We start from the raw sequence: 24,517 nt of genomic DNA on the forward strand, positions 1-24,517 counted from the left end.
ATGACCGCCTGTAGGGCGGGCAAGACATACGGTCACGGTAAAACATAGACCACTTCACGTCATAAATAAAGCACGGATTAGCTCGCTAACCGGTTGACCAGACAACAAAAAAGCCCGCAGTGCGGGCTTTTTTGCAGGTCAGTGCGAATGTTATTTCGCAGCTCGGGCCTTGGCAAGCATCTGATCCGGCCGCAGCAGGAACCGGGCCAAAGCCGGCAACAGCCAGATAGCCCCCACCATATTCCAGAGGAACATGAAGAACAGCAGGAAGCCCATGTCAGCCTGGAACTTGATTGGCGAGAATATCCAGGTAACAACGCCCAGACCCAGGGTCACGCCAGTAAACATAACGGCCTTGCCCGTCGAGCGCAGGGTTTCATAGTACGCGTCCTGAAGGGTCTTGCCTTCCAGCAGGTATTTCTCCAGCTTGCTGTAGATATAGATGCCGTAGTCGACACCGATACCGACCCCGAGGGCAATCACCGGCAGGGTGGCCACTTTGATACCGATGCCAGATACCGCCATGATTGCCTCACAGAGGACCGAAGTCAGCCCCAGAGGTATCACGATACACAGCACCGCACGGATCGAACGGAAGGTCGCGAAGCACAGCAAACTCACCACACTGTAAACGAGGATCAGCATCTTATCCTTGGCGCCGGAGATAACCTCGTTAGTAGCGGCCTCGACACCGGCGTTACCCGCCGCTAGCAGGAACCTGTGCTCATCAGTGCTGTTGTTCCCGGCAAACTGTTCGACGCGCTCAACGACGGTTTCCAGAGTTTCTGCCTTGTGGTCCTCAAGGAAGACCAGTACTGGCGTCAGGCTGCAATCAGTGTTGATCAACCCGGCAGGCGCCTCACGAATGGACGCATTGATAATGGTCTGGTTGCGGGAGATCTCATACCACTTCCAGTTGCCCTCGTTCAGAGCCTTGGTCACCATCTTGGAAACATCTGCAAGTGATACCGAAGACTGAACGCCCGGCGTGTTCTGAAGCTCCCACTGCAGAGTATCCATGGCCCGCAGCACATTATACTGCGTGCACTGCTCTTCCGGTGTTTTGACCATCACCACCAATACATCCGCACTGGTCGAGTAATTATTGATGATGTAGGCATTGTCCTTGTTGTAGCGGGAGTCCGCACGAAGCTCAGGCGCACCCTGATCCAGGTCGCCAATCTTCAGGTCCTGCTTGTAATAAAGACCAAGACCGAGACCAATTACAGCAATCAACAACGAAATTGGCGCAACGCCCGGATGGGAGAAGTAGGACAAAACACGCCATTTCCGATCCTGTTTTTCGCCGTGATTCTGCACGTGACGAATACCCCCTTTGGAGATACCGACATAGGACATAATCAATACATGCAAAACCAGGTTGGTGAAGATCACGAACGCCACACCAATACCTGCGGCAACAGCCAGGTCCCGGATAACGTCGATCTCGATAAAGAACAGGGTCAGGAAACCAAAGGCATCCGAAATCAGAGCCAGCATGCCCGGAATGTAAAGAGCACGGAAAGCCAGGCGCGCAGCGGTCACCGCATCAAAGCCCTTGGCAGCTTCAACCGCCATGGCATTCACAATCTGAACGCCGTGACTGATACCAATCGCAAACACCAGGAATGGCACCAGCACCGAATAAGGATCCAGCCCGTAGCCCAGCAGCCGAAGCGTACCCAACTGCAGGAACACTGCAATGATTGAGGTAAAGACAGGAACCAGGGTGCCGGCAATAGCCCGCGAGTACCAGAACAGAAGCAGCGTGGTCAGCAGAATGGTAATCCCTGCAAACCAGGCAATAGAACCAATCCCCTCAATCAGATCGCCGACCTTCTTGGCGAAACCGACTATATGAATCTTGATGTTCGGGTTCTGTTCTTCGTACTTTTCACGAATCTTTTCTTCAAGCTGACGGGAAAATTCGCCGTAGTCCAGAGCCTCACCGGTCTCCGGATTCTTCTCGTACAGCGGCGCGTAAACGATCGTTGATTGGAAGTTATCAGAGATCAGGCGCCCGACTTCGTTGGAACGAAGAACGTTCTGGCGAAGCTTCTCCAGACTGTCCCGGGAGCCGTCATAGCCGTCCGGTATGACAGTGCCACCCTGAAAACCCTGTTCGGTAACCTCAACCCAGCGGACATTCGACGTCCAGAGGGATTTGAGACCCGAACGATCCACGCCGTTGAGATAAAAAACCTCGTCGGTGATCTGCTTCAGGGTTTCCATGTACTCTTGGGTGAAAATATCGCCCTCTTCTACCTCGACGGCGATACGAACGAAGTTACCGAGGTTTTCAAGATCATCCCGGTGCTCAAGCATATTTACAATGTAGGGATGCTCAAGCGGAATCATTCGCTCGAAGCTGGCATCCGGCTGGATCTTGACGGCGTTATACCCCAGAAACAGCGTCAACACGGCGAAGACGACAAGAATGATTGGCCGATTATTGAAGATCAGCCTTTCGAGAAAGGGTTCGGCCTTGGGCGTGGTCAGATAGTGCTCGCCCTTGTCATGCTTAGGGTTGGACATTCAAAAGCCCCTCTATTATTCGTTCGGTTGTTGCCACATCAGGGCGTTATTGAAGGTTTCTTCCACGGGCGTCTGTGATTTTTACGCCACCTTCGCCGACAATCAGCAGGTCTGTTCCTGAGATAGGCACCGCGCTCATGACACCTTCACGATCACTTCTGAAATGCTCGCGGAAGGTTTCGGCGCCATTGGTGCTCATCAGTACCGCACCACTATTACCTACCAGGGTGATACGACCATCTTCCGAAACGACGCCGTCGTTGAGCGTAGCCCCAGCTGAATTGGGGACCATCCGCCAGCTTCTGCCGAGGTCTGAAGAGAACAGCATGTTGCCACGAAGGCCGAAGGCGAGCATCTCGTTCACCCGGCCTGTACCGATGACACCGAACAGGGAGCCTTCATAAGGCGCCTCACGGCGCTCAAAGGTCTCACCACCGTCTACAGAGACATGTATCTGACCGGCTTCACCAACGACCACCAGTGCACCACCCGTGATCCGGGTAATGCCATTGAGATGGAAGTTCTGCCGGTTATCAATTCTTGGCGCCCAGTCTTTCCAGGTCTCACCACCGTCCATGGTGCGCAGGAACATACCGTAAGCGCCTACCACAAAACCGCGGTTCTCGTTTTCAAACCAGACATCCAGCAGCGGGTTAACTGGACCAATGTCCATATCCGCCTGAATGTTCTCGAGGGCAAAGTAAAGGTCGTCCAGTGCCCACTCGAGATCCTCTTTCTCTTCTTCGGGCGCTTCTTCGATGCGCTCCTCCATGGCGGCAATCTGCTCTTCCCGGCTCTCAATGGCCAGTTCCATGGCGCGGATACCGTCAATCTGAAGGTCCCAGGTGGCCCCGGCGTCGCTGGTATGGAGGACAACGCCGCTGTGGCCCACGGCCCAGCCATGGCTGTCGGAGCCAAAATCGATCCCTGTCAGGGTCACAGAAACAGGTACCTCACCCTGAACCCAGGTTTTCCCCTCATCATCCGAGTAGATGATATGGCCGCGTTCTCCCACGGCCACAATGCGATCCCCAACCCGGGTCGCATCGGTGAGAAGATTTTCCGGGGCCAGATCCGTCGGCCGGGCCGGGGTTTCGATGATATCTGCAAGCGCAAACGCTGCAGGGGCAGACCAGACCATGGAAAGTCCAAGGCAGGCAGCGCCCAGAGTCTTGCACATCAACCTTTTAGCCATTCAGATTGCCTATTATGTTGTATTGAACTGTGTCTCTGACCGGCAAAGCCGGGAATAACTGTAAACATACCGGCAACCTTACGATTGCCGGTATGTCGGGTCGCCACTTCCTGTGGGCGGGGACGCATCCCTCGGCCAACAGTGCGTTAGCGAACACTCCTGCGGCGCAGGGAAGCCGGCGAGAAGTAACGCTTGTTCGGGACCTCATTGGTGAACACGCGGGTATTGGCCTCTTCTGTGTCCAAACCGAGTACATGATAACGACGGGCCTGAAGGTCATGATAGACGTCAAGAACCGTCCACACACCTGGAAGTTCATAATAATTTTTCGGCAGCCCCATCGTGACACGCCAGAGTTCGCCGCGACCGTCGTATTGATCCAGCAGAACCGTGTTCCAGCTGTCCTCGTCGATATAGAAGCGGCGCTTGCCATAGATATGGCGCTCACCGTCTTTCAGTGTGGCTTCTACCACGTGCACACGGTGAAGCTCCCAGCGGGTGAGGTCCGGATTCAGATGGGAGATACCGAGGATTTCCTCGTAAGGAAGACCTTTTTCCCCAATTCGGTAATTGTTGTAGGGGATGTAGATTTCCCGCTTGCCTTCGTAATTCCAGTTATAGCGATCCAGGGCCCCGTTGAAGATATCGGTATCATCTGCGGTCCGGAGGTTGTCAGCCGCTGCAATCGGGGAGTCGTACCCCAGGTTTGGCGCCCGACGTACCCGACGCTGACCGGCGTTGTAGCCCCAACCATTCCGGGGATTGATGATCTGATTCAGGGTCTCATGAATCAGAATGGCGCCACCGGCAAGGCGGGGTGGTGACTGGGTAAACGACAGGTAGTAGAAGATCACGTTATCCAGATCTTCTTCACCGCCTTCCGGGTTGTAGTAGTTGAAGAAGGCTTCCTGTTGAGAGGTAACCAGCGAGTAGTCACCGTTGGTCTGGACTGCCACCTCACTGGAGCGACGGGTTATATTCACGCCCCGCCAGCGGGTCAGGTGGTTCCAGACCGCCTGCCAGGCCTTCTGCTCGTCATTGCCGTGCAGGATCGGGAATGGGTAACCGCCAAAGGCTCCGTCCAGGCCTTCGCCCTGGCCAACAATCTCCGCGCTTACCGCGTTTTCACGGGTATTCTCAGCCACCCAATCAGGGACCGCATGGGTACGACGGGACTGGTAAACGGGCACACGGAATGTGGTCGGGTAGGTTTCGAGCATCGCCTTCACACCGTCAGTGAGGTACTCCTCATACTGATCCATGTTGGCAGGCGTAATGGTAAAAAGGACTTCATCATCCGGGAACGGATTAATGTGGTGCTGTCCGCTTCCCTCATAGCCGGGAGGCGGCTCTGTCAAGCCTCCGGTCCAGGCCGGAATGGTTCCGGCGCTGTTGCCGGCCTTGGGCGAGCCAAAGGGTGTCAACTCCTGGCCCAGACGGGCCGCTTCACTGGCGGAGACCGCCGCCCACGCAGGCGCTGATGCCACGGAGAAAGCCAGCAGGCCGCCGAGAATCGCATTTTTGTTATACATCATTGTGAAACCTTAAGTGCGTCTGGAAGCCTCTGCGGAGGCTTTTTTATTGTCGTCTGATGGAATTACAGACCTTACTCCAGATTACCCGATCCCAGACTAAAGTCTATCGACCGAAAGTGCGATTTTGTATCTGGCTTCACTCCGCGAGGCTCTTGTGCACCACCTCATAAACATCCCGGGACAATCCGGATTTGTCGCGAATACGCTCCAGGGCAGATTTCATCTGAGCGCTGTACGCGGGCGCAAACTTTCTCCATCGGGTAAGCGGCGTCACCAGGCGCGCAGCAATCTGCGGGTTGCTGTCGTCCAGGCGGCAGACCTGATCCGCCAGGAATTCATAACCAGAACCGTCAGGCTTGTGGAAAGCAGCCAGATTCTGACCCGCAAACGCACCCACCACAGAGCGAATCTTGTTGGGGTTTTTCCAGTCGAACGCCGGATGCTCCAGAAGCTTACGGATGTCCGCCAACTGCCCGGCCTGATCACTGGACGCCTGCACAGAGAACCACTGTTCAACAACCTGCGGATCTTCCTGGAACCGATCATAGAAGTGATCAAGCGCCTGCCGGCGATCAGCCTCAAAGCCCGAATTGACGAGCGCACGCAAAGCACCCATGCGATCGGTCATATTGTCAGCAGCGTTCAACTGGCTCACAGCCAGGCCCCGACCCTCCTCGTCATCAATCATCAGCAACCAGGCCAAAGCGGTATTGCGCAGGCTACGACGGGCAATGGCCTCCGGCGTCACCTCGTAGGGACCACTGTCCTGTTGGCGCTGGTAGCAATCAATCAGCTCGCCTTTCAGGGCACCGGCCAGGTGCCGCAGCACTGAGTCACGAGCCCGGTGAATGGCTGGCACATCGGCGTTTTCGGTAAGCTCAATCAGGTACGCTTCCGAAGGAAGCTGTAGCATTTTCGCCACCAGGGCCTGATCCAGATCGGTGTCGGAAATCAGCTTGCGATAAGCCTCAACCAGTCTTGGTTCGATGTCCGCATCGTCCGGCGCTCCGACCAGTGACTGGATGACATCGACGGCCAGTCTCTGGCCCGCATCCCAGCGGTTGAAACCGTCCGGATCATGGCTCATCAGGAAGAGCAGCTGTTCTCGGCTCCAGTTGTAGCGAACCCGAACCGGCGCGGAGAAGTGCCGCAAAAGTGATGGCACAGGTCTGGATTCGACGCCATGGAATTCGAACGTGTGGACGGCTTCGGTCAGCTCAAGCACCCGCTCCGTCGGCGCACCCGAATCTCCGGATTCAAGCTGCAACGGCAGGGGCTGGCCATCCTGTCCAAGCAGACCCAGCGCAAACGGGATGTGCTGGGGTTTTTTGTTGGTCTGGCCCGGGGTATCCGGAATGCTTTGCTCAATAGTCAGGCGGTACACACCTGTCTCCGCGTCAAAGTCGTCCGAAATGGCCAACACCGGCGTGCCGGCCTGCTCGTACCACAGACGGAACTGGCTCAGATCACGGCCGGAGGCATCCTCCATGGCTTTTACAAAATCATCGGTTGTGACGGCCTGGCCATCGTGGCGCTTGAAATACAGGTCACTGCCCTTGCGGAACATGTCCGGCCCCAGCAGGGTATGGATCATGCGTACGACCTCTGCACCTTTCTCATAAATGGTCAGGGTGTAGAAGTTAGAGATTTCCATATAGGAAGCCGGCCGCACCGGATGCGACATCGGGCCTCCGTCTTCAGCAAACTGGGCGGTACGCAGCAGCGTGACATCCTCAATCCGCTTCACAGTCGGCGAACCCATGTCTGCCGAGAACTGGGAATCCCGGAAAACGGTAAAGCCCTCTTTCAGGCTGAGCTGAAACCAGTCGCGGCAGGTGACCCGGTTACCTGACCAGTTGTGGAAATATTCGTGGGCGACGATGGCCTCAATGCGCTGGAACGCCAAGTCCGTAGCGGTTTCCTGGCTGGCCAGAACACAGGACGAGTTGAAGATGTTGAGCCCCTTGTTCTCCATGGCGCCCATGTTGAAGTCGTCTACCGCCACAATCATGAAAATATCGAGGTCGTATTCTCGACCATAGACTTCCTCATCCCAGCGCATGGAACGCTTCAGCGAGTCCATGGCGTGATCGCATTTCTCGGCGTTGCGGGGCTCCACATACATGCGCAGATCGATGTCGCGGCCAGAGCACGTGGAAAACGTGTCCCGTTTCTCAACCAGATCTCCGGCCACCAGGGCGAAGAGGTAGCAGGGCTTGGGGAACGGGTCTTCCCAGGTGACAAAATGCCGGCCGTTTTCCAACTCGCCTTTTTCCACATCGTTGCCGTTAGAGAGAAGGACCGGATAGGCGTCCTTGTTGGCTTCGATGCGGGTTCGGAAACGTGCCATCACGTCCGGACGGTCCGGGAAGAAAGTAATGCAGCGGAAGCCTTCTGCCTCACACTGGGTACAGAACATGCCGGAGGATTTGTACAGACCTTCCAGGCGGGTATTATTCTGGGGCTCAATCCAGGTCACCACGGTCAACGTGAACTGCTCCGGTACCGAGCGAATAACAAGCTGGTCGCCCCGGTCCTCATAGTCTCCCGCAGCCAGGTCGGCACCATCCAGGGCGACGGATTCCAGCGTCAGACTGTCGCCGTCAAGCTCCAGAGGTGCAGACACTTCATCAGATTCCGGGTTGCGGCGAACGTCAAGCGTGCTGTGCACACGCGCCCCGTCTTCAAAGAGCTCGAACCTCAGGTCTACGGTGTCGACCAGATACGCCGGCACCTTGTAATCGCTCAGATAAATGGTCTGTGGCTGGCTGGTACGCATTGGTTTTCTCCAGAGTTCGCGGTCTGCAGGTGCGTATGATCAGCACCTGCAGACATGAAAAGAAGGGCCGGGCAAGGCGCTGTCAGCCTTCCATGACCCGGAAACGGACTTCATAACCGGTGAATTTCCGAATGTTGATCACACCGGTATCCAGGATAAGGTACTGCCCCTTTATGCCCTCGAGCACGCCCTCCACTTCCGGCGTTTTGTCGAGGTTATGGGTTTTGATCTTTTCTGGCCAGACCTTGACGGGATAGCTCAGGCCAAGACCCTGTTCGTCAACTTCCCGGATCGAATCCTGACCGTGGGTCTGCCTGAGGGCCTCAAGATCGTCAGCGATCAGCCCAAGCATGCGCTGACGCTCCTGTGCCAGATCGAGCTCAGGAACATCGCCCTTGAGCATGGCCCGCCAGTTGGTCCGGTCAGCGACATGGGCCTTGCAGGCGACTTCCACAAGGCCTGCGAGGTATCGCGTTGCAACGCGCACCATCGGTATAGCGTCAACAGCCCCCTGGTCAATCCACCGTGTTGGCACCTGGGACGCCCGGGTAATACCAACCTTGAGACCCGACGAGTTCGCAAGGTACACCACATGCTCCACCATGCAATGGGTTTCTCCCCATTCCGGCTCCCGACAGGTACCAAGGTGATAGTGGCACTTCTCCGGACTCATGATGCAGCTGTCACAAGCGGCAAGCTTGCGGAAACAGGGGTAACAAAAGCCCTGATTGAAGCTTTTGTTGGTTTTCCTGTCGCAATGAATACAACGAATCACGCCATCAAAATCCAGGCGCAAAGGCCTGCCGATCAGATCATTCAGAGGAATGCGGGTATCGCCAACGGCAATGGAGTAGGCCACCGGGTTTCCGGCCTCCGCCGGCATTTTCCGGAGCCGGCCGGTGACATCAATCAGTTCGCTCAAGACTTGACCTCGACAAACTGGCTGGGATCCATATCGTCTTTATCCTGCTTGCGCTGCACCGAAGGATCGCAGGCGGTACCGGCTTTGCTGCCCCGATCCAGGTAGCCAGTGCGCTCTTCTTCAGGAATGTTGTGAAGGTTCTCGTAGTAGATCACCGCTTCCAGGCTGATTTCACGCTGTTCGGGCGTCAGTTTTCGGCCATCAGGCCATTTGCCGAGTTCAATTGACTGCCGGAGGCTCCGGTAGACATTGGGATCCAGTCGCTCGATCAGTTCTTCGTAAGTCATCCCGCTCTCCTGAAAAAACGTTCATTAAAAATATGGCGGAACCGTTTGACAGCATCAAACGATAATGATTATCATTACTTCACCAAATGACGACGGTCGTATCATTTGGTCTCTCTCATCAGGAGCTAAAAGCTCTTTTAACGCCCCGCCTCTGGCGGGGCTTTTTTATGCGCCCCTTCTGCCTTTTACGGGCAAAACCACCGCAAGGGCCAGGCCGGCAACAAACCCGCCCAGGTGCGCCTCGTTGGCCATACGCCCGAGCCCGATCATTTCGGGCAGCGGGGTAAATCCGATGACCATCCACGCAACGGCAAAGGTTACCAACGCAGGTGGAAACTGAAACCTCGGTGCCGATCGCTGGCTGAGCCAGCAATAACCCAGAATCCCATAAACCACTCCCGATAGCCCACCGAACAGCGGACCCGAGACAAAATACTGCAGGCCGTTGGAAATCAGGCTGGTGATCACAAACAGCATGATTAGCCGGGCGCGACCATCAAACCACTCGATCTGGCTACCCAGAAACCAGAGCATAACCGAATTGAAAATGATGTGGGTCCAGCTGAAGTGCAGAAAATCCGGCGTCAGCAGCCGCCAGACCTGGCCGCTTGCCAGCGTCGCTGTCAGCGCTTCAATGCGGCCGGCCATGGTGCTCCAGTCGTAATCCCGGGGGTCGATCACCATCAGGCTGGCCGCCAGCTCATTCTGCCCCATGGCCGTGAGCCAGACCATGGTTACGGCAAACACGATAATCCCCAGCACCAGCGGCGCATGACGTGGAGAAGGTTGCCAGCGGCCACCAACAAACACCGGTGAGCGGTTCTGACGATCCACCGCTTCCCTGATTTCCGGTTCCGCCATAAAACGGTCAAGGGCCGAGAGCACGGGTTCCGCATGGGCAGGATCTTCCAGCCAGAGCACCTGGAACCCGCCCTCTTCCGTGATGCGGTGGGTCACACCCTGACCGTTCAGCCAACGGCTGAAGCCCGCCAGGTTTACCGTGGTATCCAATTGCTTGACTCGGTACACCGCTTACTCCGCCTCCGGAAATGATTCAGACACAACGCTCGGTCTAGCGTGCAAGACTGTCCTCGCTATTGGGATAATCCGCTTGCTCCGGTCTTTCCACATCAACCCAGACAAATTTGTCCCGGGAAAGTGCCCGCTCACCATCCATTCGGTAAGCGACCAACCGCCCGTACTTCACGGCACTGTAGTCGATGCACGCGACATTGGATTTGAGCGGCGCCGGCTCTCCTTCCATCCAGTAATGCCCGACAAAAACCGGGGGCGCATCGAGAGGATAACTGATCAGCTGCTTTCGCTCGCTTTCCGTCAATACGCGGCTTGCCACTTCCGGTGGCAACGGGTCCGGCTGGAAGACAACATCGGCATAGGTATGGGGATCGTCGGCCCAAAACTTGGTTCGGAAAAACTCGCGCACATAGCCATCCCGACCGGTGATGGTCATTCCCCGGGGGAGCCGTAGATCCGTCCCCCTCAAAAGGGTATCCATAACCTGCCCGGCAAAAGACTCGATGGCGGCAGAGGCGTGCAGGAAATCCTCATCAATGCACGCACCACCCTGCGACTGCTTGAATTTCTCGATCAGGTCGCCATCCCAACAGGCGTGCACAACGCGGAAATCCTCGTCGTCGATGAACAGCGGTATGGTGTAGAACCACTCGAGAAACTCATTCCACTCGTAGGGGTGCGCTTCGAACTGCTCGAGAGTCTCGCGGATCAGGCGGTCGTGACGCGCGTTGTGCTCGCGCAGGAAGGTTTTGCCGCTGCCCGGGCGCGCCCGCGTACAGTAACCCAGGGCATTGTACTCATGGTTGCCCATGACAATTCGAGCCGAACCATGTTCCACCATATCGCGCACAAGGTGCAGGGCTTCACGGATGCGTGGGCCACGATCAATGATATCGCCGATGAAGATCGCCTGACGACGGGGGTGCTGGTAGACCCCGTTGATCTTCCGATAGCCCATCTGGTCCAGCAATCGGGCCAGGGTATTGGCACAGCCGTGAATGTCGCCAATGATGTCGTAACCGCGGTTTGCGGTCGGTTTTGTAGCAGCCATGATCAACTCGCTGATATTTCACTAGCCCAGCCAAGCTTGTCACGGCAGGTGGCGTAGAAATTATGGTCTGTGGGGTGAATCAACCGGATCTTGAACGGCTTTTTGGTAATGCGAATGATATCGCCTGGCGCGCAGGCAATGTTCATCTGGCCGTCAAAGCTGATTTGCGGATAGGTTTCATTGGTCTCCCCGATCACCAGTTTGATTTCACTCTTGCCATCGACAACGATCGGCCGGCTACTGAGAGTGTGGGGAAACATGGGCACCAGAACAATGGCGTCCAGCTTCGGGTGCATAATCGGACCACCGGCAGACAGCGAATAGGCGGTAGACCCTGTCGGCGTAGAGACAATCAGGCCATCCGAACGCTGGCTGTAGACGAAATGGCCGTCGATGAAGAGGTCAAAGCCAATCATCCGGGTGGATTTACCGGGATGCAGTACGACATCGTTCAGGGCCGTACCAAACCCCAGGGGCTGGCCGTTGCGCTCAACATTGCCATCCAGCAGGAACCGCGTCTCCTCCATGTACTCGCCTTCCAGAACCTTGCCCAGGCGTTCCTCAAGATCGGACGGCGAAATGTCAGTCAGGAAGCCCAACCGCCCACGGTTCACCCCAAGCAGGGGAATCTTGGACTTGGCCAGCTCCCGGGCGGCGCCCAGAAGGCTGCCATCCCCGCCAACCACGATGACCAGATCACAAATTTCGCCCAGAAGCTTTTTGCTGGCCACCTGCAGGCCATGCCCTGGCAGCATGCTGGCTGTGTCTTCTTCAAGAATGACGTGGTAATTGTTGGTGATCAGGTACTGTTTGAGCTGGCGCAGTGATTCAACCACTTTCACACTGCCCATTCGGCCAATTACACCAATGTTCCTGAACTGATCCATGAAGTTTCCTGTGATGTCGGGATGCGGCGGGGACCAACGAAACCGTTACCCCGGTGACAATCTGGCGTACAGTTTAACGAAAGTCACCCCGATACTGAAAAAGTTCAAACCTCAGGCCTGGTGTTTCTCACACCGATCGTCAACGCCCGGGCGGAATTCCGAGGGCTGGCTTACCCGCAGGATCGGCTCACCACAGGGTTTGCCATCGTTGCCCTTGTGGGTGCACACAGGATTTTCATAGTGATCCAGCCATTCACGATAGGCGGGCTCATTCATGCCGCAGCGTTCCGCGGCGTAGGCGGTGGGGTTGCTGAAGTAGGTCTCAATGTCCTTGAAGGGCAGCGTTACGTGACCGGCGCCTGGCTGGTAGGCCACCAGGAACACCGTCTGGCGCTTCAAATGGTCCATGATGGAGTCTTCCGGAGGTTCGCGGTTTCTCAGCTCGTGGTTCTCTTCCTCGAGAGCGACAATCTTCTCGTCTCTCAGCTCGAGTTCGCGCTGACGCCGCTCCAGCTGCTCCCTGAGGAGCAGGAGCTCGGCACCCGCGTTTGAATCCTCCCGCTGTTTCTCCTCACCTACCGCGGCCATCTGCTCCTGCATGGCGAGGTACTGCTCGTTTCTTTCGGAAAGTCGCTTCTTGAGCTGCTCATTACTGAGGCGCTGGCGTTCGTATTTCTGCTCGAGATCCGCAATATCACTGCGTAACCCCTGGACCTCCAGCCGGTGCTCTCGCTGGATATCCGAAAGCGCATCGCGGTGGACACTCTGGAGGGTCTTGATCCGCAGGCGTTGCTCACGAATCAACTGCGCCAGGCGGGAACGGTCGGCGGCGGCTGCGGCCTCTTCGCGCTCCGAAGAATCTTCTGCCTGCTCATTCAGAACCGGAATATTCTCTTCCTGTACCGGCTCAACTTTGCGGAATTTAAGGCTATTGGCCTCTACTGCCTTGCGAATGGCCTGGAAATGATTATTCCCCGGGGTCATGTCCGGGTCCCAAAGATCCTCCTTGAACTTGGGATCGGGGCATTGGCTTCGGCAAACCAGCCGGATCGGACCACCGCCCATGTCCGGCCCCTTGGCGCCTTGCCTGGCGAGCTCTTCAATCGGCAGGTTCCAGTGACTGTCTGCCCTGCCCTCCTCATCAAACCAGATTCGGAAGAACACGAGTGCCTGAACCCGAAGATCGGGACTCAACTCAACCAGAACAGCCCTGACATCGGTTTCGGCAAGATCGGACAGCCCAACGTAGCCATCCAGGAAAGCGCCGAATTCCGTGGCCCGCATTTCGCGAGCCACCTGGCTTCCTTCCACAAAAAATACCGCCGAATAACCATCGGTTGCCTGGTCGGCAGACACCATTGCACGTTCTCCAAAGTTCAACGACTCGACACCACACGACAGAACACTGAGAGATGTTCCATCCGATCGTGGTGCCGGCCTCTTCAACCCCAGCCTCCCGGAGCCGGGGCGAAGACGCAAGCTGACAGACTCAAAGCTATTAGTCTAGCCAGACAATCGTTTCTGCACAGGGAAAAAGTGCAACGATTTGTGATCGTGTTTGCGCTTAAAGCTCTGCTGCCAGGCGACTGCCCTGGTTGATCGCTCGCTTGGCATCGAGTTCAGCCGCCACATCCGAGCCACCAATCAGGTGAACTGGCAGGCCCGCTGCCTCGAGTTCGCTTTGCAGTTCGCGCAGCGGCTCCTGGCCCGCGCAGACGATAATGGTATCCACGGGCAGCACACGATCTTCGCCCTGCTCTGCGCCTTTCGGCGTGACCGTTATATGCAGCCCCTCATCATCGATTTTACGATAGGTCACACCGGGCACCATCTGAACCTGACGGTTTTTCAGGGAAGTCCGGTGAATCCAGCCGGTGGTCTTGCCCAGGTTCTTACCCACTTTCGAGGCCTTGCGCTGAAGCAGATAGACTTCCCGGGCAGGCTCCGGTACCTGGGGCTCAACGCCCTGGATGCCACCACGATGCTCAACACTGAGATCCACACCCCACTCACGCATGAAGTGATCGGTATCCAAAGCAGCTGACGTGCCCTTGTGGACGATAAACTCGGAGACATCGAAACCGATACCGCCGGCGCCGATCACGGCCACTTTCTGGCCAACCGGCTTGCGCTCCAGCAGCGCGTCCAGATAACCGATCACTTTGGGATGATCGATACCCTCGATTTCCGGCGTACGCGGCTTTACGCCAGTGGCCAGAATCACTTCGTCAAAGCCACCGGCTTTCACGTCGTCAGCGCTAACCCGGGTGTTCAGGCGTAAATCGACCTGATGCTTGTCGAGCATCACCCGGAAGTAACGCAACGTCTCGTAAAACTCTTCCTTGCCCGGAATCAGCTTGGCAACGTTGAACTGGCCACCAATCTCACTGCCGGCGTCAAACAGTGTCACCTTATGGCCACGCTCTGCCGCCACGGAAGCAAAAGCCAGTCCTGCCGGGCCGGCACCAACCACCGCGATGGATTTGGGCTTCGCGGTCTTCACGTAGGTCAGCTCGGTTTCATGACAGGCGCGGGGATTGACCAGGCAGGACGTCAGCTTGCCACTGAAGGTGTGATCAAGGCAGGCCTGATTACAGCCGATGCAAGTGTTGATCTCCTCCGCGCGATCTTCCGCCGCCTTCAGAACCAGATCGGCGTCTGCGAGGAACGGCCGGGCCATGGACACCATATCGGCATCGCCCTCGGCCAGAATCTTCTCGGCCACATCCGGCATGTTAATCCGGTTGGTGGTGACCAGAGGAATGCTCACTTCACCTTTCAAGCGCGCGGTCACCTTGGTAAATGCGCCCCGGGGAACTGAGGTGGCAATGGTAGGTACGCGGGCCTCATGCCAGCCAATACCCGTATTGATGATGGTTGCACCCGCCTTCTCGATTTCCTTGGCCAGATGCACCACCTCTTCCCAGGTACTGCCGTCTTCAATCAGATCCAGCATGGACAGGCGGTAAATCAGGATAAAGTTCTCGCCCACTCGTTCACGAACCCGGCGAACGATTTCGATGGGCAGACGAATGCGGTTTTCGTAACTGCCACCCCAACGGTCAGTCCGATGGTTGGTATGAGACACAATGAACTGGTTAATGAAGTAACCCTCTGACCCCATCACTTCAACGCCGTCATAACCGGCGCTTTGTGCCAGTGCGGCGCACTCCGCATAGTCCTGAATCTGCTTCTCGATGCCGTCTTCATCCAGCTCCCGGGGCTTGAACGGATTGATTGGCGCCTGAATGGCCGAGGGTGCCACCAGCTCCGGAGAATAGGCGTAGCGGCCAGCGTGGAGGATCTGCATGCAGATCTTGCCATCAGCTCCATGCACCGCATCGGTAATGACCCTGTGCTTCTCGACTTCCTCTTCGGTGGTCATCTTGGCGGCGTGCTGGAAAACGCCCCCCTCCACATTCGGAGCAATACCGCCAGTCACGATCAGGCCGGCACCGCCACGGGCACGCTCTGCATAGAATGCCGCAAGGCGTTCGAAGCCATTTTTGGCCTCTTCCAGGCCGGTGTGCATGGAGCCCATCAGGGTGCGGTTACGCAGTTTGGTAAAACCAAGGTCCAGTGGCTCAAGCAGGTTCGGGTACTTGGCAACGCCTGGCGTCGTGCTCGCGGTCATGTTTGCTCTCCTCATCGTGATCTCGGGCGGAACGCCTATAAATGACAGGGCTCCGTTCATTGTTGAGCCTTAAACTACCCGCGCATCTTGCCATCGACAATATCCAGGGATAACATTTTATTATCCTTGCATAACATGTCAGACAAAGGCTTCAATGAACGCCCACCTCTCCAGCCCGTCAAAAAACCGAAACTCACTCGGGGACATCAGTGTTCTCTATGCGTCGGCTCTTTTGCGGGCCGCCGAAGCCGAAGGCGCCAGCAGCGCAGAACTGGCATCCCGTTTCCAGCTTGACCATCAGACCCTGACATCACCGGAAGCGCGCATCAGCATCCCGCGGTTTATGCGTCTGGGGCATGCCGCGATCAACGAGACCGGCAACCCGGCTCTCGGGCTGAGGATGGGTGCGCTATCACGCCCTGTCGACGCGGGTATTGCAGGGCTGGCCGGAGAAACCGCCGGCACCACTGGCGCAGCACTCGCCACGCTGATTCGATACGCTCTGCTAACCAGCCGCAATAGCCGTGGCGTTCCAACGGTCCAACCGGAAACCCGGCAAGCAAAGTTCTACTCGATTCGTCCCTATAACGGCTTCAACTACTTCGTGGTGGATTCCGTTCTTGCCGCGTGGACCCAGTTTCTCAGGACCGTTACGGGCCGTTATGACGTTCTGGAGAAGGTCACTATCGAATACCGATCAATCGGCCAGGATGATTTGTTCGAGAGCTGGTTCCGCTGCCCCGTGCAGTTTGGAGCTTCGAACAACAGCCTTACCGTTCGTCAGGACATTTGGGAAAGCGCCAGCCAGCAGGCTCAGCCCGCCATGCATGAAAAGCTTTCGGATCTCTGCGAACGGGAACTGCAGCAGATACGACGGGGGTGGACCACAGGCGACCGCGTAAAAAACCTTCTCACACCCCTGTTTCGGGGCGAGACACCCAGCCTGGAAACCATTGCAGTTAAACTGGGGATTGCGCCATGGACGCTCCAGAGACAACTGGCCGCCGAGGGAACCGGATTCAGGGAACTGGTGGATGAAACGCGAAAACAGTTAGCGCGGGATTATATTCGGGAGACAGAGACATCACTGGCGGAGATTGCCTGGCTTCTGGGTTTTGCCAATCCTGCGGCCTTCCACAAGGCCTACCGGCGCTGGTTCAATCTAAGCCCCGGGGAGCACCGAAAGCAGATCAGACATGGGTGACATCGGTGATGGTTTCATCCCTTGCCTATAACTCCATGGCGTCGTCCCAGCCATCATCGTCTTCATATTCTTCGAACTGGTTTTCAATCAACTCTTCTTCGTAATCCCGCATCACAGCCTTCCTGATTCCTGAATTTTCAGAAATAGCCTAGAAGTTCTCAATGACAGAACGATGACAATGAAGCTTGGCGTTGAATGTAATGCAACTGGAGAAGTCGGATAACGTGAAAGGTAAAACGAGGGAAAAAATGGCGGAGCGGACGGGACTCGAACCCGCGACCCCCGGCGTGACAGGCCGGTATTCTAACCAACTGAACTACCGCTCCGTGCGGGTCATCACAACTTGCCTTGAAAAGGCTTGGCAATCAAGGGTGTGATTGCTCTGTGACAACGAGGGCGCATTATAAAGAGGCGCCCTGTTATGTCAACGCTTTTTCTTAAATATTTTCAGAAAAAGCGTTCTGTTACATGGCATCGACCATCGCGTCCTTGCCCTGGGCGGTTTTGCGGTATTCGATAGGTGTCATTCCGGACCAGCGTTTGAATGCGCGATAAAAAGTGCTGGGCTCAGAAAAGCCGGTCAGGTAGACAATCTCATCAATGGATTCATCGGTAGTTGCCAGCAACTGACGGGCCAGGCGATAGCGAAAATCCGCGAGTACCTGATTGAAACTGGTCTCGGCCTCTGTCAGCCGGGTACGCAGGGTCCTCGGCTTGATGCCGAGCCGCTCGGCGACGGCATCGAGGGTGACCTCTCCACTATCGAGGAGCTCTGCGACAATCCGCTCCACCTGACCAACGATGTCTTTCTTCTCCAACCGGGCAACCTGTTCGCTGGCAAACCGCTCGTGCAGATCCAGCAGCTCCGGCTCGGCATGCGGCGAAGCATGGGAAAGCAGCTTGGCCGGGAAATACAGCCGGTTTTCCGGCGCACCGAAGGTGACATCGCACCCCAGCACCTCGCGAACATGATCCTGGCCCTCGGCACGCTCATGCTCGAACTCGATGCGTGACGGGTAAAAGTTGCCATCGGTGATGGAGCGGAAAAAGGTAATCAGTCCCAGCACGAAACATTCATTGAAATGCCGTAAACGACGTACATCATCAGACGCTGCATCCAGAACCATGCAGGCATCGTCGCCCTCAATGAAGAAATCGGTGTTAGCGGCATCACTCAGCAGACGCTGATAGTTCTGGGCCCGACGCAGGCCCTCGCCGAAGGTTGGGCTGCTCAGAAAAAGGTATTCCAGCACCTGCCCCTTATACGCTGGCAGCAACTGTCCCAGATGCAGGCCAACATCCGGATCGCCGGAAACATCCTCAACAGCCTGCCAGAAGTACATCTGCGCACTGTGGGGAGTTCGAAGCTGTTCGGTATAAACGTAATTTTCATCCACACCCAGACGGCTGAAAATCGCATTGGTATCGATTCCCTTCTTTTTCATCGCCTCATAAATCAGGCGCAACATCACTCCCGCGTCACGAAGTTCCTGCATAAGATCCCGTTTTCTTATTTGTTGACTTCTACTTTGGCCGGCCGGACAGTCGCCGGGGCTCGCCAGGTCAATGCCTGATCTGGCAGGGTTTGCCACACTCCAGAGGTTTGTCAGATCCAGAGGGCCCAGAAAAGGCACCCTGTTAGACAATCGTCTTATATTAGAGCATATCAGGCCACGAACGCCGAGTTGTACCAAAATGTAAAAAAAAGCATATCCTCTGCTACTACGCTTTTACTCAGGCAGCGCCGGCATTTCCGGTCGAGGCTATAAAGGAGAACATCCATGCCAGAGACCCTCGTTTACCACACGACACCACCCGCCCTATTGCCCATGTATGGCAGAACACTGCTGCCGAAACAAAAGCAAACCGGCGGTGACGTCAGCATCCCGGAGTTAGCCGCCAGCCTGCTTGGCGTCAGTACTGCCGGCAAGAACCTCAAGCGCTACCAGCAGGTCTGTGGCTTCGCGGCAGGTAGTCATCTGCCCGTTACCTGGCCCCATGTGCTGGCTTTTCCACTGCACCTGAAACTGCTCACCGAGAAGGCCTTCCCCCTGCCGCTGCTGGGCCTGGTGCACCTGCGAAACACCATTACCCAGCACCGGCCGATCGGCACCGGGGAGAACCTGGATTTATCTGTACGACTGGGGAATACCGTGAAAAGTGACCGGGGCGTGGAGTTTGATCTCATCACCGAGGCTCGCTCGGCTGGCAAACTGGTCTGGGAAGAAGCGAGCACGACGTTGTTCCGACAACCGGATGGCGAGAGCAAGTCGTCCGGCAAAAAAACACCGCCAGAGCTGGAACGTTATCCAAACACCGAAAATTTCAAGGCGCCCGAATCGATTGGCCGGCAATACGCCCGGGTATCCGGCGACAGCAACCCGATCCACATGCATGCCCTGAGCGCCAAAGCGTTCGGCTTTCCACGGGCAATCGCCCACGGTATGTGGACCAAAGCCCACGCACTGGCGCTACTGGAACAACAGGAAGGCTGGCAAGCCAGTGCCCTCAGCATCAGCTGCCAGTTCAAGAAACCGCTGTTTCTGCCTGGTACAGCCCAGCTGAACTGGAAAACCGGAGAAACGGGGTGGGACTACCAGGTGCTGAATGCCAAAGGCGATGCGCCCCATCTAACCGGGCGCGTCGACTGGCTTTAGGCAGGCTTGCCATCCGGTGCGCAGGGGGAACCCTGGGCGCCGGCAACGGGCAACGTGAAATAGAAACAGGCACCACCGCCTTCCGGCCGCTCGAAACCGATGTCGCCACCCTGCGCCTGTATGAGGGAACGGCAGGTTGAAAGACCAATCCCCATCCCTTCATCCTTGGTCGTGAAGAACGGCAGGAACAGTTTCTCTTCGGCATCTTCCGAGAGGCCGATGCCGTGATCCCGCACCTGGATTCGAACACAGGTGCCACCCTGCACACTGGCACTCACTTCTACCGGCGCGCTGGAATCAATACTGCTGGTCGCTTCCAGAGCGTTGCGAATCAGATTCAGGGCGACCTGCTGTACCTGAACCGGATCGGCCAGAACCTCAGGCATATCCCCAGGCACGGACAGCTCAATAGCGCCCTTGTTATTACGCATATCCACCTCGGCAAACTGCCGGGTGTCTTCCAGCAACGCAGGCACCGACAGTACTTCCTTGCCCGTCGCCGGTTTTTTCATGAATCGACGAATGCGTCGGATGATTTCACTGGCGCGGTGGGACTGTGCCTCGATCTTGTCGAGGGTCTCCTGGAGCAGCCCCATATCAGGGCTTTCCTTTGCCATCATCCGCTTGGCGACCCGGGCATAATTGGTGATGGCGGTCAGCGGCTGGTTCACCTCATGGGCAACGCCGGCGGCCATTTCACCCATGGTGGTCAGGCGCGAGGTATGGGCAAGCTGATCGCGCTGTTCCTGAACCAGTTGCCGGGCATCCTCCAGCGCCTTTTCATTGTCCAGTTCGGCGGTGATATCCCGGAATACAACAACAGCACCGTGGAGCTCGTCAGAGTCCAGTTTCGGCGTTGAGCGGTACTCCGCCGGAAATCCGGTTCCGTCGGCCCTTAGCATTCGGATATCCCGCTGGTTCTCGGCCACACCCTGCTGACAGGTCGCCTTCACCGGCAGTCCGTCCGGATTGTCACCGGCAGTCGCGAAGTGGGTTTCGAAGAAATCACGACCAATCAACTCTTCCACCGGGCAGCCAACAATTGATGCCGCCGCCGGATTGGCAAATTCAATAATGCCGTTCTCATCGAGGCCGTAGATGCCTTCGCTGATGGAGTTCAGAATCCGGGCCTGGTCACTCTGCAGCTCCCGGTTGCGGGCCTGCAACTCTCTTTCAAGACGAATAACGCTGGCGTGGGTTTTCACGCGAGCGATCACTTCCTGGGACTGGAACGGCTTGGAGATGTAGTCGGCACCGCCGAGTGAAAAGCCCTTCACCTTTGCCTGCAGGTCGTCCAGCGCAGACAGAAAGACGACGGCACAGTCGGCCGTCTGCGGGGCGGCCTTGAGGCGCTCGCAGACTTCATAGCCGTCCATCTCCGGCATCATGATATCGAGGAGAATCACTTCGGGCTGATGGCGGTGGGCAAGGTCGAGGGCCTTTTCACCCTCGTTGGCAATGAGTAGCCGGTAACCTTTGTCTTTCAGGGTCTCATAGAGGACTTTGAGGTTCTGCGGATTGTCATCCACGAGCAGAACCGTCACCTCCGAGTTCTCGCTGACAGCTTCAGTCATAAATGTCGGGCCGGTTAGAAAAGTAACCGTATGATGCCGCCGGGATCACCCTGCGTCGATAAGGTCCTTTACGGACAGGACCATACGAACGAGATGTGCCAGGGAATGGGTCCCCATCTTGTGCATAACGCGGGAACGGTGGATCTCGACCGTGCGCTGGCTGATTTCCAGCTCAATGGCAATCACCTTGTTGGCCTGACCGGCAATCATACGGTCCATGATCTCGTGTTCCCGGGGGGTCAAGCTCTTGATGCGGCGAATGATCTCCTGCTTCTCGTCCAGAGACTTTCGCTGCTCAAGATCCTGTTTGAGGGCTGCCTCAATTTTCTCCAGCAGTGCCTCCTCACGGTAGGGCTTTTGAATGAAGTCCACAGCGCCCTCTTTCATGGCGTCGACGGCCATGGGGACGTCACCGTGACCCGTCACAAAGATAATCGGCAATATAGAGTGTTTTTCATTGAGCTTTTTCTGGAGCTCCATACCGTCCATGCCCGGCATGCGAATATCCAGCACAATGCAGCCTGCCATCTTGTCGGAGTAGTCCTTCAGGAAAGCGGTTGCACTCTCATAGGTCTTTACCGGCTTGCCGTCGGATTTCAGCAGCAGCTCCAGGGAATCGCGGACTGCTTCATCGTCCTCAACAACGTACACGGTTTGCTGGATATCAGTCATGGGTGTGTTCTCTCCTGTCCGTTTTCTTATGATCGCCGGTCAGTGAATTGACGGGTCTTTATGGTCGTCACGGGCATGTTCCTGGCGCTCGTGTTCCCGCATTTTTTCTAGCCGTTGCTGGATAATGCCAAAAACGCTCTGCTTCGGGTACCTGCCTTTGTCATCGGCCTTGCCCGCAGGCTTTCCAAGCAGCAGCGTGATGGCCTCTTCAACACGGGCGACCGCGTAAACCGCAAACTGCCCCCCGCGCACTGCCTGCACCACTTCGCTGTCAAGCATCAGGTTCTGCACATTGGTGGATGGCACAATGACACCCTGGCTGCCTGAAAGCCCACCCTTGAGCTGGCAGGTGGTAAAAAAGCCTTCCACTTTTTCGTTGACACCGCCAATGGGCTGAACCTCACCAAACTGGTTGACCGACCCCGTAATCGCAAGATCCTGCCGAACCGGTATACCGGAAAGAGACGAAATCAGCGCGCACAGCTCTGCCAGAGAAGCACTGTCTCCGTCCACTTCACCGTAGTTCTGCTCGAAGGTCAGACTGGCCGACAGGTGCATCGGATCGTTGACCGCAAAATGGGAGGCTAGCCAGGAGCTCAGGATCATCACGCCCTTGGAGTGCAGATTGCCACCAAGCTTTACATCTCGCTCAATATCCATGACCGCGCCATCTCCATAATAGCAGGTAGCGGTGACACGGTTGGAAAGACCGAACTCAAATCCACCCGTGGACAGCACCGAGAGTGCATTAACCTGGCCAACACACGTGCCACTTGTAGTTACGAGCGTTGTGCCGTCACGGATGGAATCATAGAACTGATCCCGTATCCGGCTGCTGCGGTATTTCGCGCTTTCCAGCGCTCGCTCAACGTGCAGGTCCTGGATCAGCTTGGCACCGGCCTGACGGGCCCAGAAATCGGATTCCCGCAGCAGGTTGGCAATATCGGCTGCATGCAGGGACAGTCGATCCTGATGCTCGGCCATACGGGCACTGTGTTCAATCACCCGGGCAACCGCCTTGTTCGAACAGTGCAGTAGCTTCTTCTCGCTCACCAGGCTGGCGATGAACTTGGCATATAACAGCTGACTGTCATCGGAACGGTACATTTCGTTCTCGAAATCCGCCGTGACTCGAAACAGCTCGGCGAATTCGGAATCGTATTCCTGCAGCAACATCCAGGTTTCACGGTCGCCGAACAGAACAATCTTGACGTCCAGGGGCACCGATTCCGGTTCAATTGAGATGGTTCCGGACAGCGTCAGTTCCCGTTCCAGTGAATTTATCTGTATGGACTTCGAACGCAGCGCACGCTTGAGGCCATCCCATACAAACGGTTGCTCCAGAACCTTGATGGCGTCCATCAACAGATAGCCGCCGTTGGCCCTGTGCAGGCTGCCCGGGCGAATCAGGGAGAAATCCGTGAACACGGTGCCCTTGTAGGTGACGTTCTCAACGTAACCGAACAGGTTGTGGTAGGTGGGGTTATCCTCCACAACCATCGGCACTTCGTTGGTTTTCTGATGCACCAGAACATTGACGAGGTAACGGCGGGGCATCTTCTTGTCGAGGGACGCATACGCAATCGCTGCCTGTTCCTCGTTGTCATCGAGGAAAATCTCGAGATTTTCAACCAGGTCCGCCCGAACCGCTTCAAAGAAGGCGACCACGTCCGGCAGATCCTTGTATTTCTCGATCAGCTCATCAATCTGATGGCCTGAGATACTCTCGAGGGTCTCCTGGTTCAGGGCTTGCTGTTTATCAGCGTATTCCTGCTCCCAGTCCGCCAGTTTGCGAAGCGCCTGCCGGAGCTTTTTCTCAAGCTTGTTGATGGCATCTTCGAACTTGTCGCGCTGCTCATCGGTCAGAGCCTGGAAAGATTCCGCAGTGTGGGGTTCGTCGCCATTCATGGCCACCAACCGATAACCGCCCGGGGTTGTCACAGTGAGGCTGACTTTTTTGCGCTTGGCCTGAGCCGCCACCTTCTCCAGCTCGTCTTCCTGCTTTTTGCCGTATTCGTTTTTCAACTGTTCCGAGCGCTCAAGAAAGCTGTCGCTGTCAAAGGTCTGGGGAATAACCTTGACCAGGCGACTCATCAGCTTTTCCATATCCTGTTTGAGCTGGGTACCCTTCCCGGCCGGGAGCTGCAACAGCTTCGGAATGCGCGGCTCCTCGAAGTTGGCCACGTAGCACCAGTCATGGCTCTGCTGATCCGTATCCACATGATGCTCGAGGTAACGCAGCATCATGGTGCGCTTACCCAGGCCATTACGGCCAACGGCATAGACGTTGTAACCGCCATGGGGCATTGCCAGAGCAAAACGCACAGCCTCCTGGGCACGGTTCTGGCCAACGATTTCAGCCAGGGGCTCCAGTTGCTTGGTGGTTTTGAACGGCAGATCTTTCAGAACACAGGCTTTGTAAAGCTGGTGCAGAGGCAGTGACTTCAAGGTTTGGTCCTGTAACGGTTAACACATTGGCCGGTCATTGTAGATTCTGCGGTCGGCTCTGTCGCGTTCAGCACGAAGATTTCTGGAGTCGCGCACAGTGCG

General features: G+C 56.4%; 17 protein-coding genes and 1 tRNA gene. 2 read left to right on the forward strand and 16 right to left on the reverse strand.

The genetic code is table 11. The features are described 5' to 3' along the window. Nucleotides 1-150: 150 nt before the first annotated feature. The 11 genes from AC13E3_RS09300 to AC13E3_RS09350 form a co-directional block, all read right to left on the reverse strand. The gene (locus AC13E3_RS09300; protein WP_482901938.1) at nt 151-2,535 is read right to left on the reverse strand and encodes an efflux RND transporter permease subunit; all 2,385 of its coding nucleotides are present in this window, start codon (nt 2,533-2,535) and stop codon (nt 151-153) included. A gap of 46 nt (nt 2,536-2,581) precedes the next feature. After that, nucleotides 2,582-3,730: a WD40/YVTN/BNR-like repeat-containing protein gene (locus tag AC13E3_RS09305; RefSeq protein WP_227497736.1), complete on the reverse strand. Its 1,149-nt coding sequence runs from the start codon at nt 3,728-3,730 to the stop codon at nt 2,582-2,584. Nucleotides 3,731-3,876: 146 nt separating this feature from the next. Then, nucleotides 3,877-5,262 carry a DUF1329 domain-containing protein gene (locus AC13E3_RS09310; protein WP_008170500.1) on the reverse strand — a complete coding sequence of 462 codons (1,386 nt, stop codon included), beginning with the start codon at nt 5,260-5,262 and terminating at the stop codon, nt 3,877-3,879. 139 nt (nt 5,263-5,401) lie between these two features. Next, the gene (gene pepN / locus AC13E3_RS09315; protein WP_405418975.1) at nt 5,402-8,044 is read right to left on the reverse strand and encodes an aminopeptidase N; all 2,643 of its coding nucleotides are present in this window, start codon (nt 8,042-8,044) and stop codon (nt 5,402-5,404) included. A gap of 82 nt (nt 8,045-8,126) precedes the next feature. Continuing rightward, nucleotides 8,127-8,966 (reverse strand): DUF2797 domain-containing protein, encoded by an 840-nt coding sequence (locus AC13E3_RS09320; protein WP_405418973.1) that lies wholly within the window; start codon nt 8,964-8,966, stop codon nt 8,127-8,129. Beyond that, nucleotides 8,963-9,253 carry a YeaC family protein gene (locus AC13E3_RS09325; RefSeq protein ID WP_008170505.1) on the reverse strand — a complete coding sequence of 97 codons (291 nt, stop codon included), beginning with the start codon at nt 9,251-9,253 and terminating at the stop codon, nt 8,963-8,965. The genes AC13E3_RS09320 and AC13E3_RS09325 overlap by 4 nt, the downstream gene beginning before the upstream one ends. A gap of 165 nt (nt 9,254-9,418) precedes the next feature. After that, nucleotides 9,419-10,282, reverse strand: a complete 864-nt coding sequence (locus AC13E3_RS09330; protein ID WP_053114787.1) for a rhomboid family intramembrane serine protease — start codon at nt 10,280-10,282, stop codon at nt 9,419-9,421. 43 nt (nt 10,283-10,325) lie between these two features. After that, nucleotides 10,326-11,339: a metallophosphoesterase gene (locus AC13E3_RS09335; protein ID WP_008170510.1), complete on the reverse strand. Its 1,014-nt coding sequence runs from the start codon at nt 11,337-11,339 to the stop codon at nt 10,326-10,328. A 2-nt stretch (nt 11,340-11,341) separates the two neighbouring features. Next, a complete protein-coding gene (locus AC13E3_RS09340) occupies nt 11,342-12,226 on the reverse strand; it encodes an NAD(+) kinase (protein WP_008170512.1) in 885 nt (294 codons plus the stop codon). Nucleotides 12,227-12,337: 111 nt separating this feature from the next. Then, nucleotides 12,338-13,585, reverse strand: a complete 1,248-nt coding sequence (locus AC13E3_RS09345) for a DNA repair protein (RefSeq protein ID WP_286804082.1) — start codon at nt 13,583-13,585, stop codon at nt 12,338-12,340. A 205-nt stretch (nt 13,586-13,790) separates the two neighbouring features. After that, a complete protein-coding gene (locus AC13E3_RS09350) occupies nt 13,791-15,860 on the reverse strand; it encodes an oxidoreductase (RefSeq protein ID WP_286804081.1) in 2,070 nt (689 codons plus the stop codon). Nucleotides 15,861-16,014: 154 nt separating this feature from the next. Here AC13E3_RS09350 and AC13E3_RS09355 point away from each other — a divergent pair, with 154 nt between their 5' ends. Next, nucleotides 16,015-17,064 (forward strand): AraC family transcriptional regulator, encoded by a 1,050-nt coding sequence (locus AC13E3_RS09355; RefSeq protein WP_273073179.1) that lies wholly within the window; start codon nt 16,015-16,017, stop codon nt 17,062-17,064. Between the two features lie 249 nt (nt 17,065-17,313). On the opposite strand, the gene AC13E3_RS09360 is transcribed toward AC13E3_RS09355, so the two are convergent. After that, a tRNA-Asp gene (locus tag AC13E3_RS09360) sits at nt 17,314-17,390 on the reverse strand. 138 nt (nt 17,391-17,528) lie between these two features. Beyond that, nucleotides 17,529-18,560 carry an AraC family transcriptional regulator gene (locus AC13E3_RS09365; RefSeq protein WP_008170520.1) on the reverse strand — a complete coding sequence of 344 codons (1,032 nt, stop codon included), beginning with the start codon at nt 18,558-18,560 and terminating at the stop codon, nt 17,529-17,531. A gap of 285 nt (nt 18,561-18,845) precedes the next feature. Between AC13E3_RS09365 and AC13E3_RS09370 the strand changes: the two genes are divergently transcribed. Next, a complete protein-coding gene (locus AC13E3_RS09370) occupies nt 18,846-19,721 on the forward strand; it encodes a MaoC family dehydratase (RefSeq protein ID WP_288365871.1) in 876 nt (291 codons plus the stop codon). Here the strand turns inward: AC13E3_RS09370 and AC13E3_RS09375 are convergent. From AC13E3_RS09375 to AC13E3_RS09385, 3 genes are read right to left on the reverse strand one after another with little or no spacing between them, the layout of a single operon-like run. After that, a complete protein-coding gene (locus AC13E3_RS09375) occupies nt 19,718-21,295 on the reverse strand; it encodes a response regulator (protein ID WP_476157744.1) in 1,578 nt (525 codons plus the stop codon). The two genes, AC13E3_RS09370 and AC13E3_RS09375, sit on opposite strands and share 4 nt — an antisense overlap. Before the next feature lie 45 nt (nt 21,296-21,340). Next, nucleotides 21,341-21,967: a response regulator FixJ gene (gene fixJ, locus AC13E3_RS09380; protein WP_008170525.1), complete on the reverse strand. Its 627-nt coding sequence runs from the start codon at nt 21,965-21,967 to the stop codon at nt 21,341-21,343. Nucleotides 21,968-22,006: 39 nt separating this feature from the next. Then, nucleotides 22,007-24,415 (reverse strand): ATP-binding protein, encoded by a 2,409-nt coding sequence (locus tag AC13E3_RS09385; RefSeq protein ID WP_092031537.1) that lies wholly within the window; start codon nt 24,413-24,415, stop codon nt 22,007-22,009. Between the last annotated feature and the right edge of the window lie 102 nt (nt 24,416-24,517).

Source organism: Marinobacter sp. L-80, from assembly GCF_056859395.1.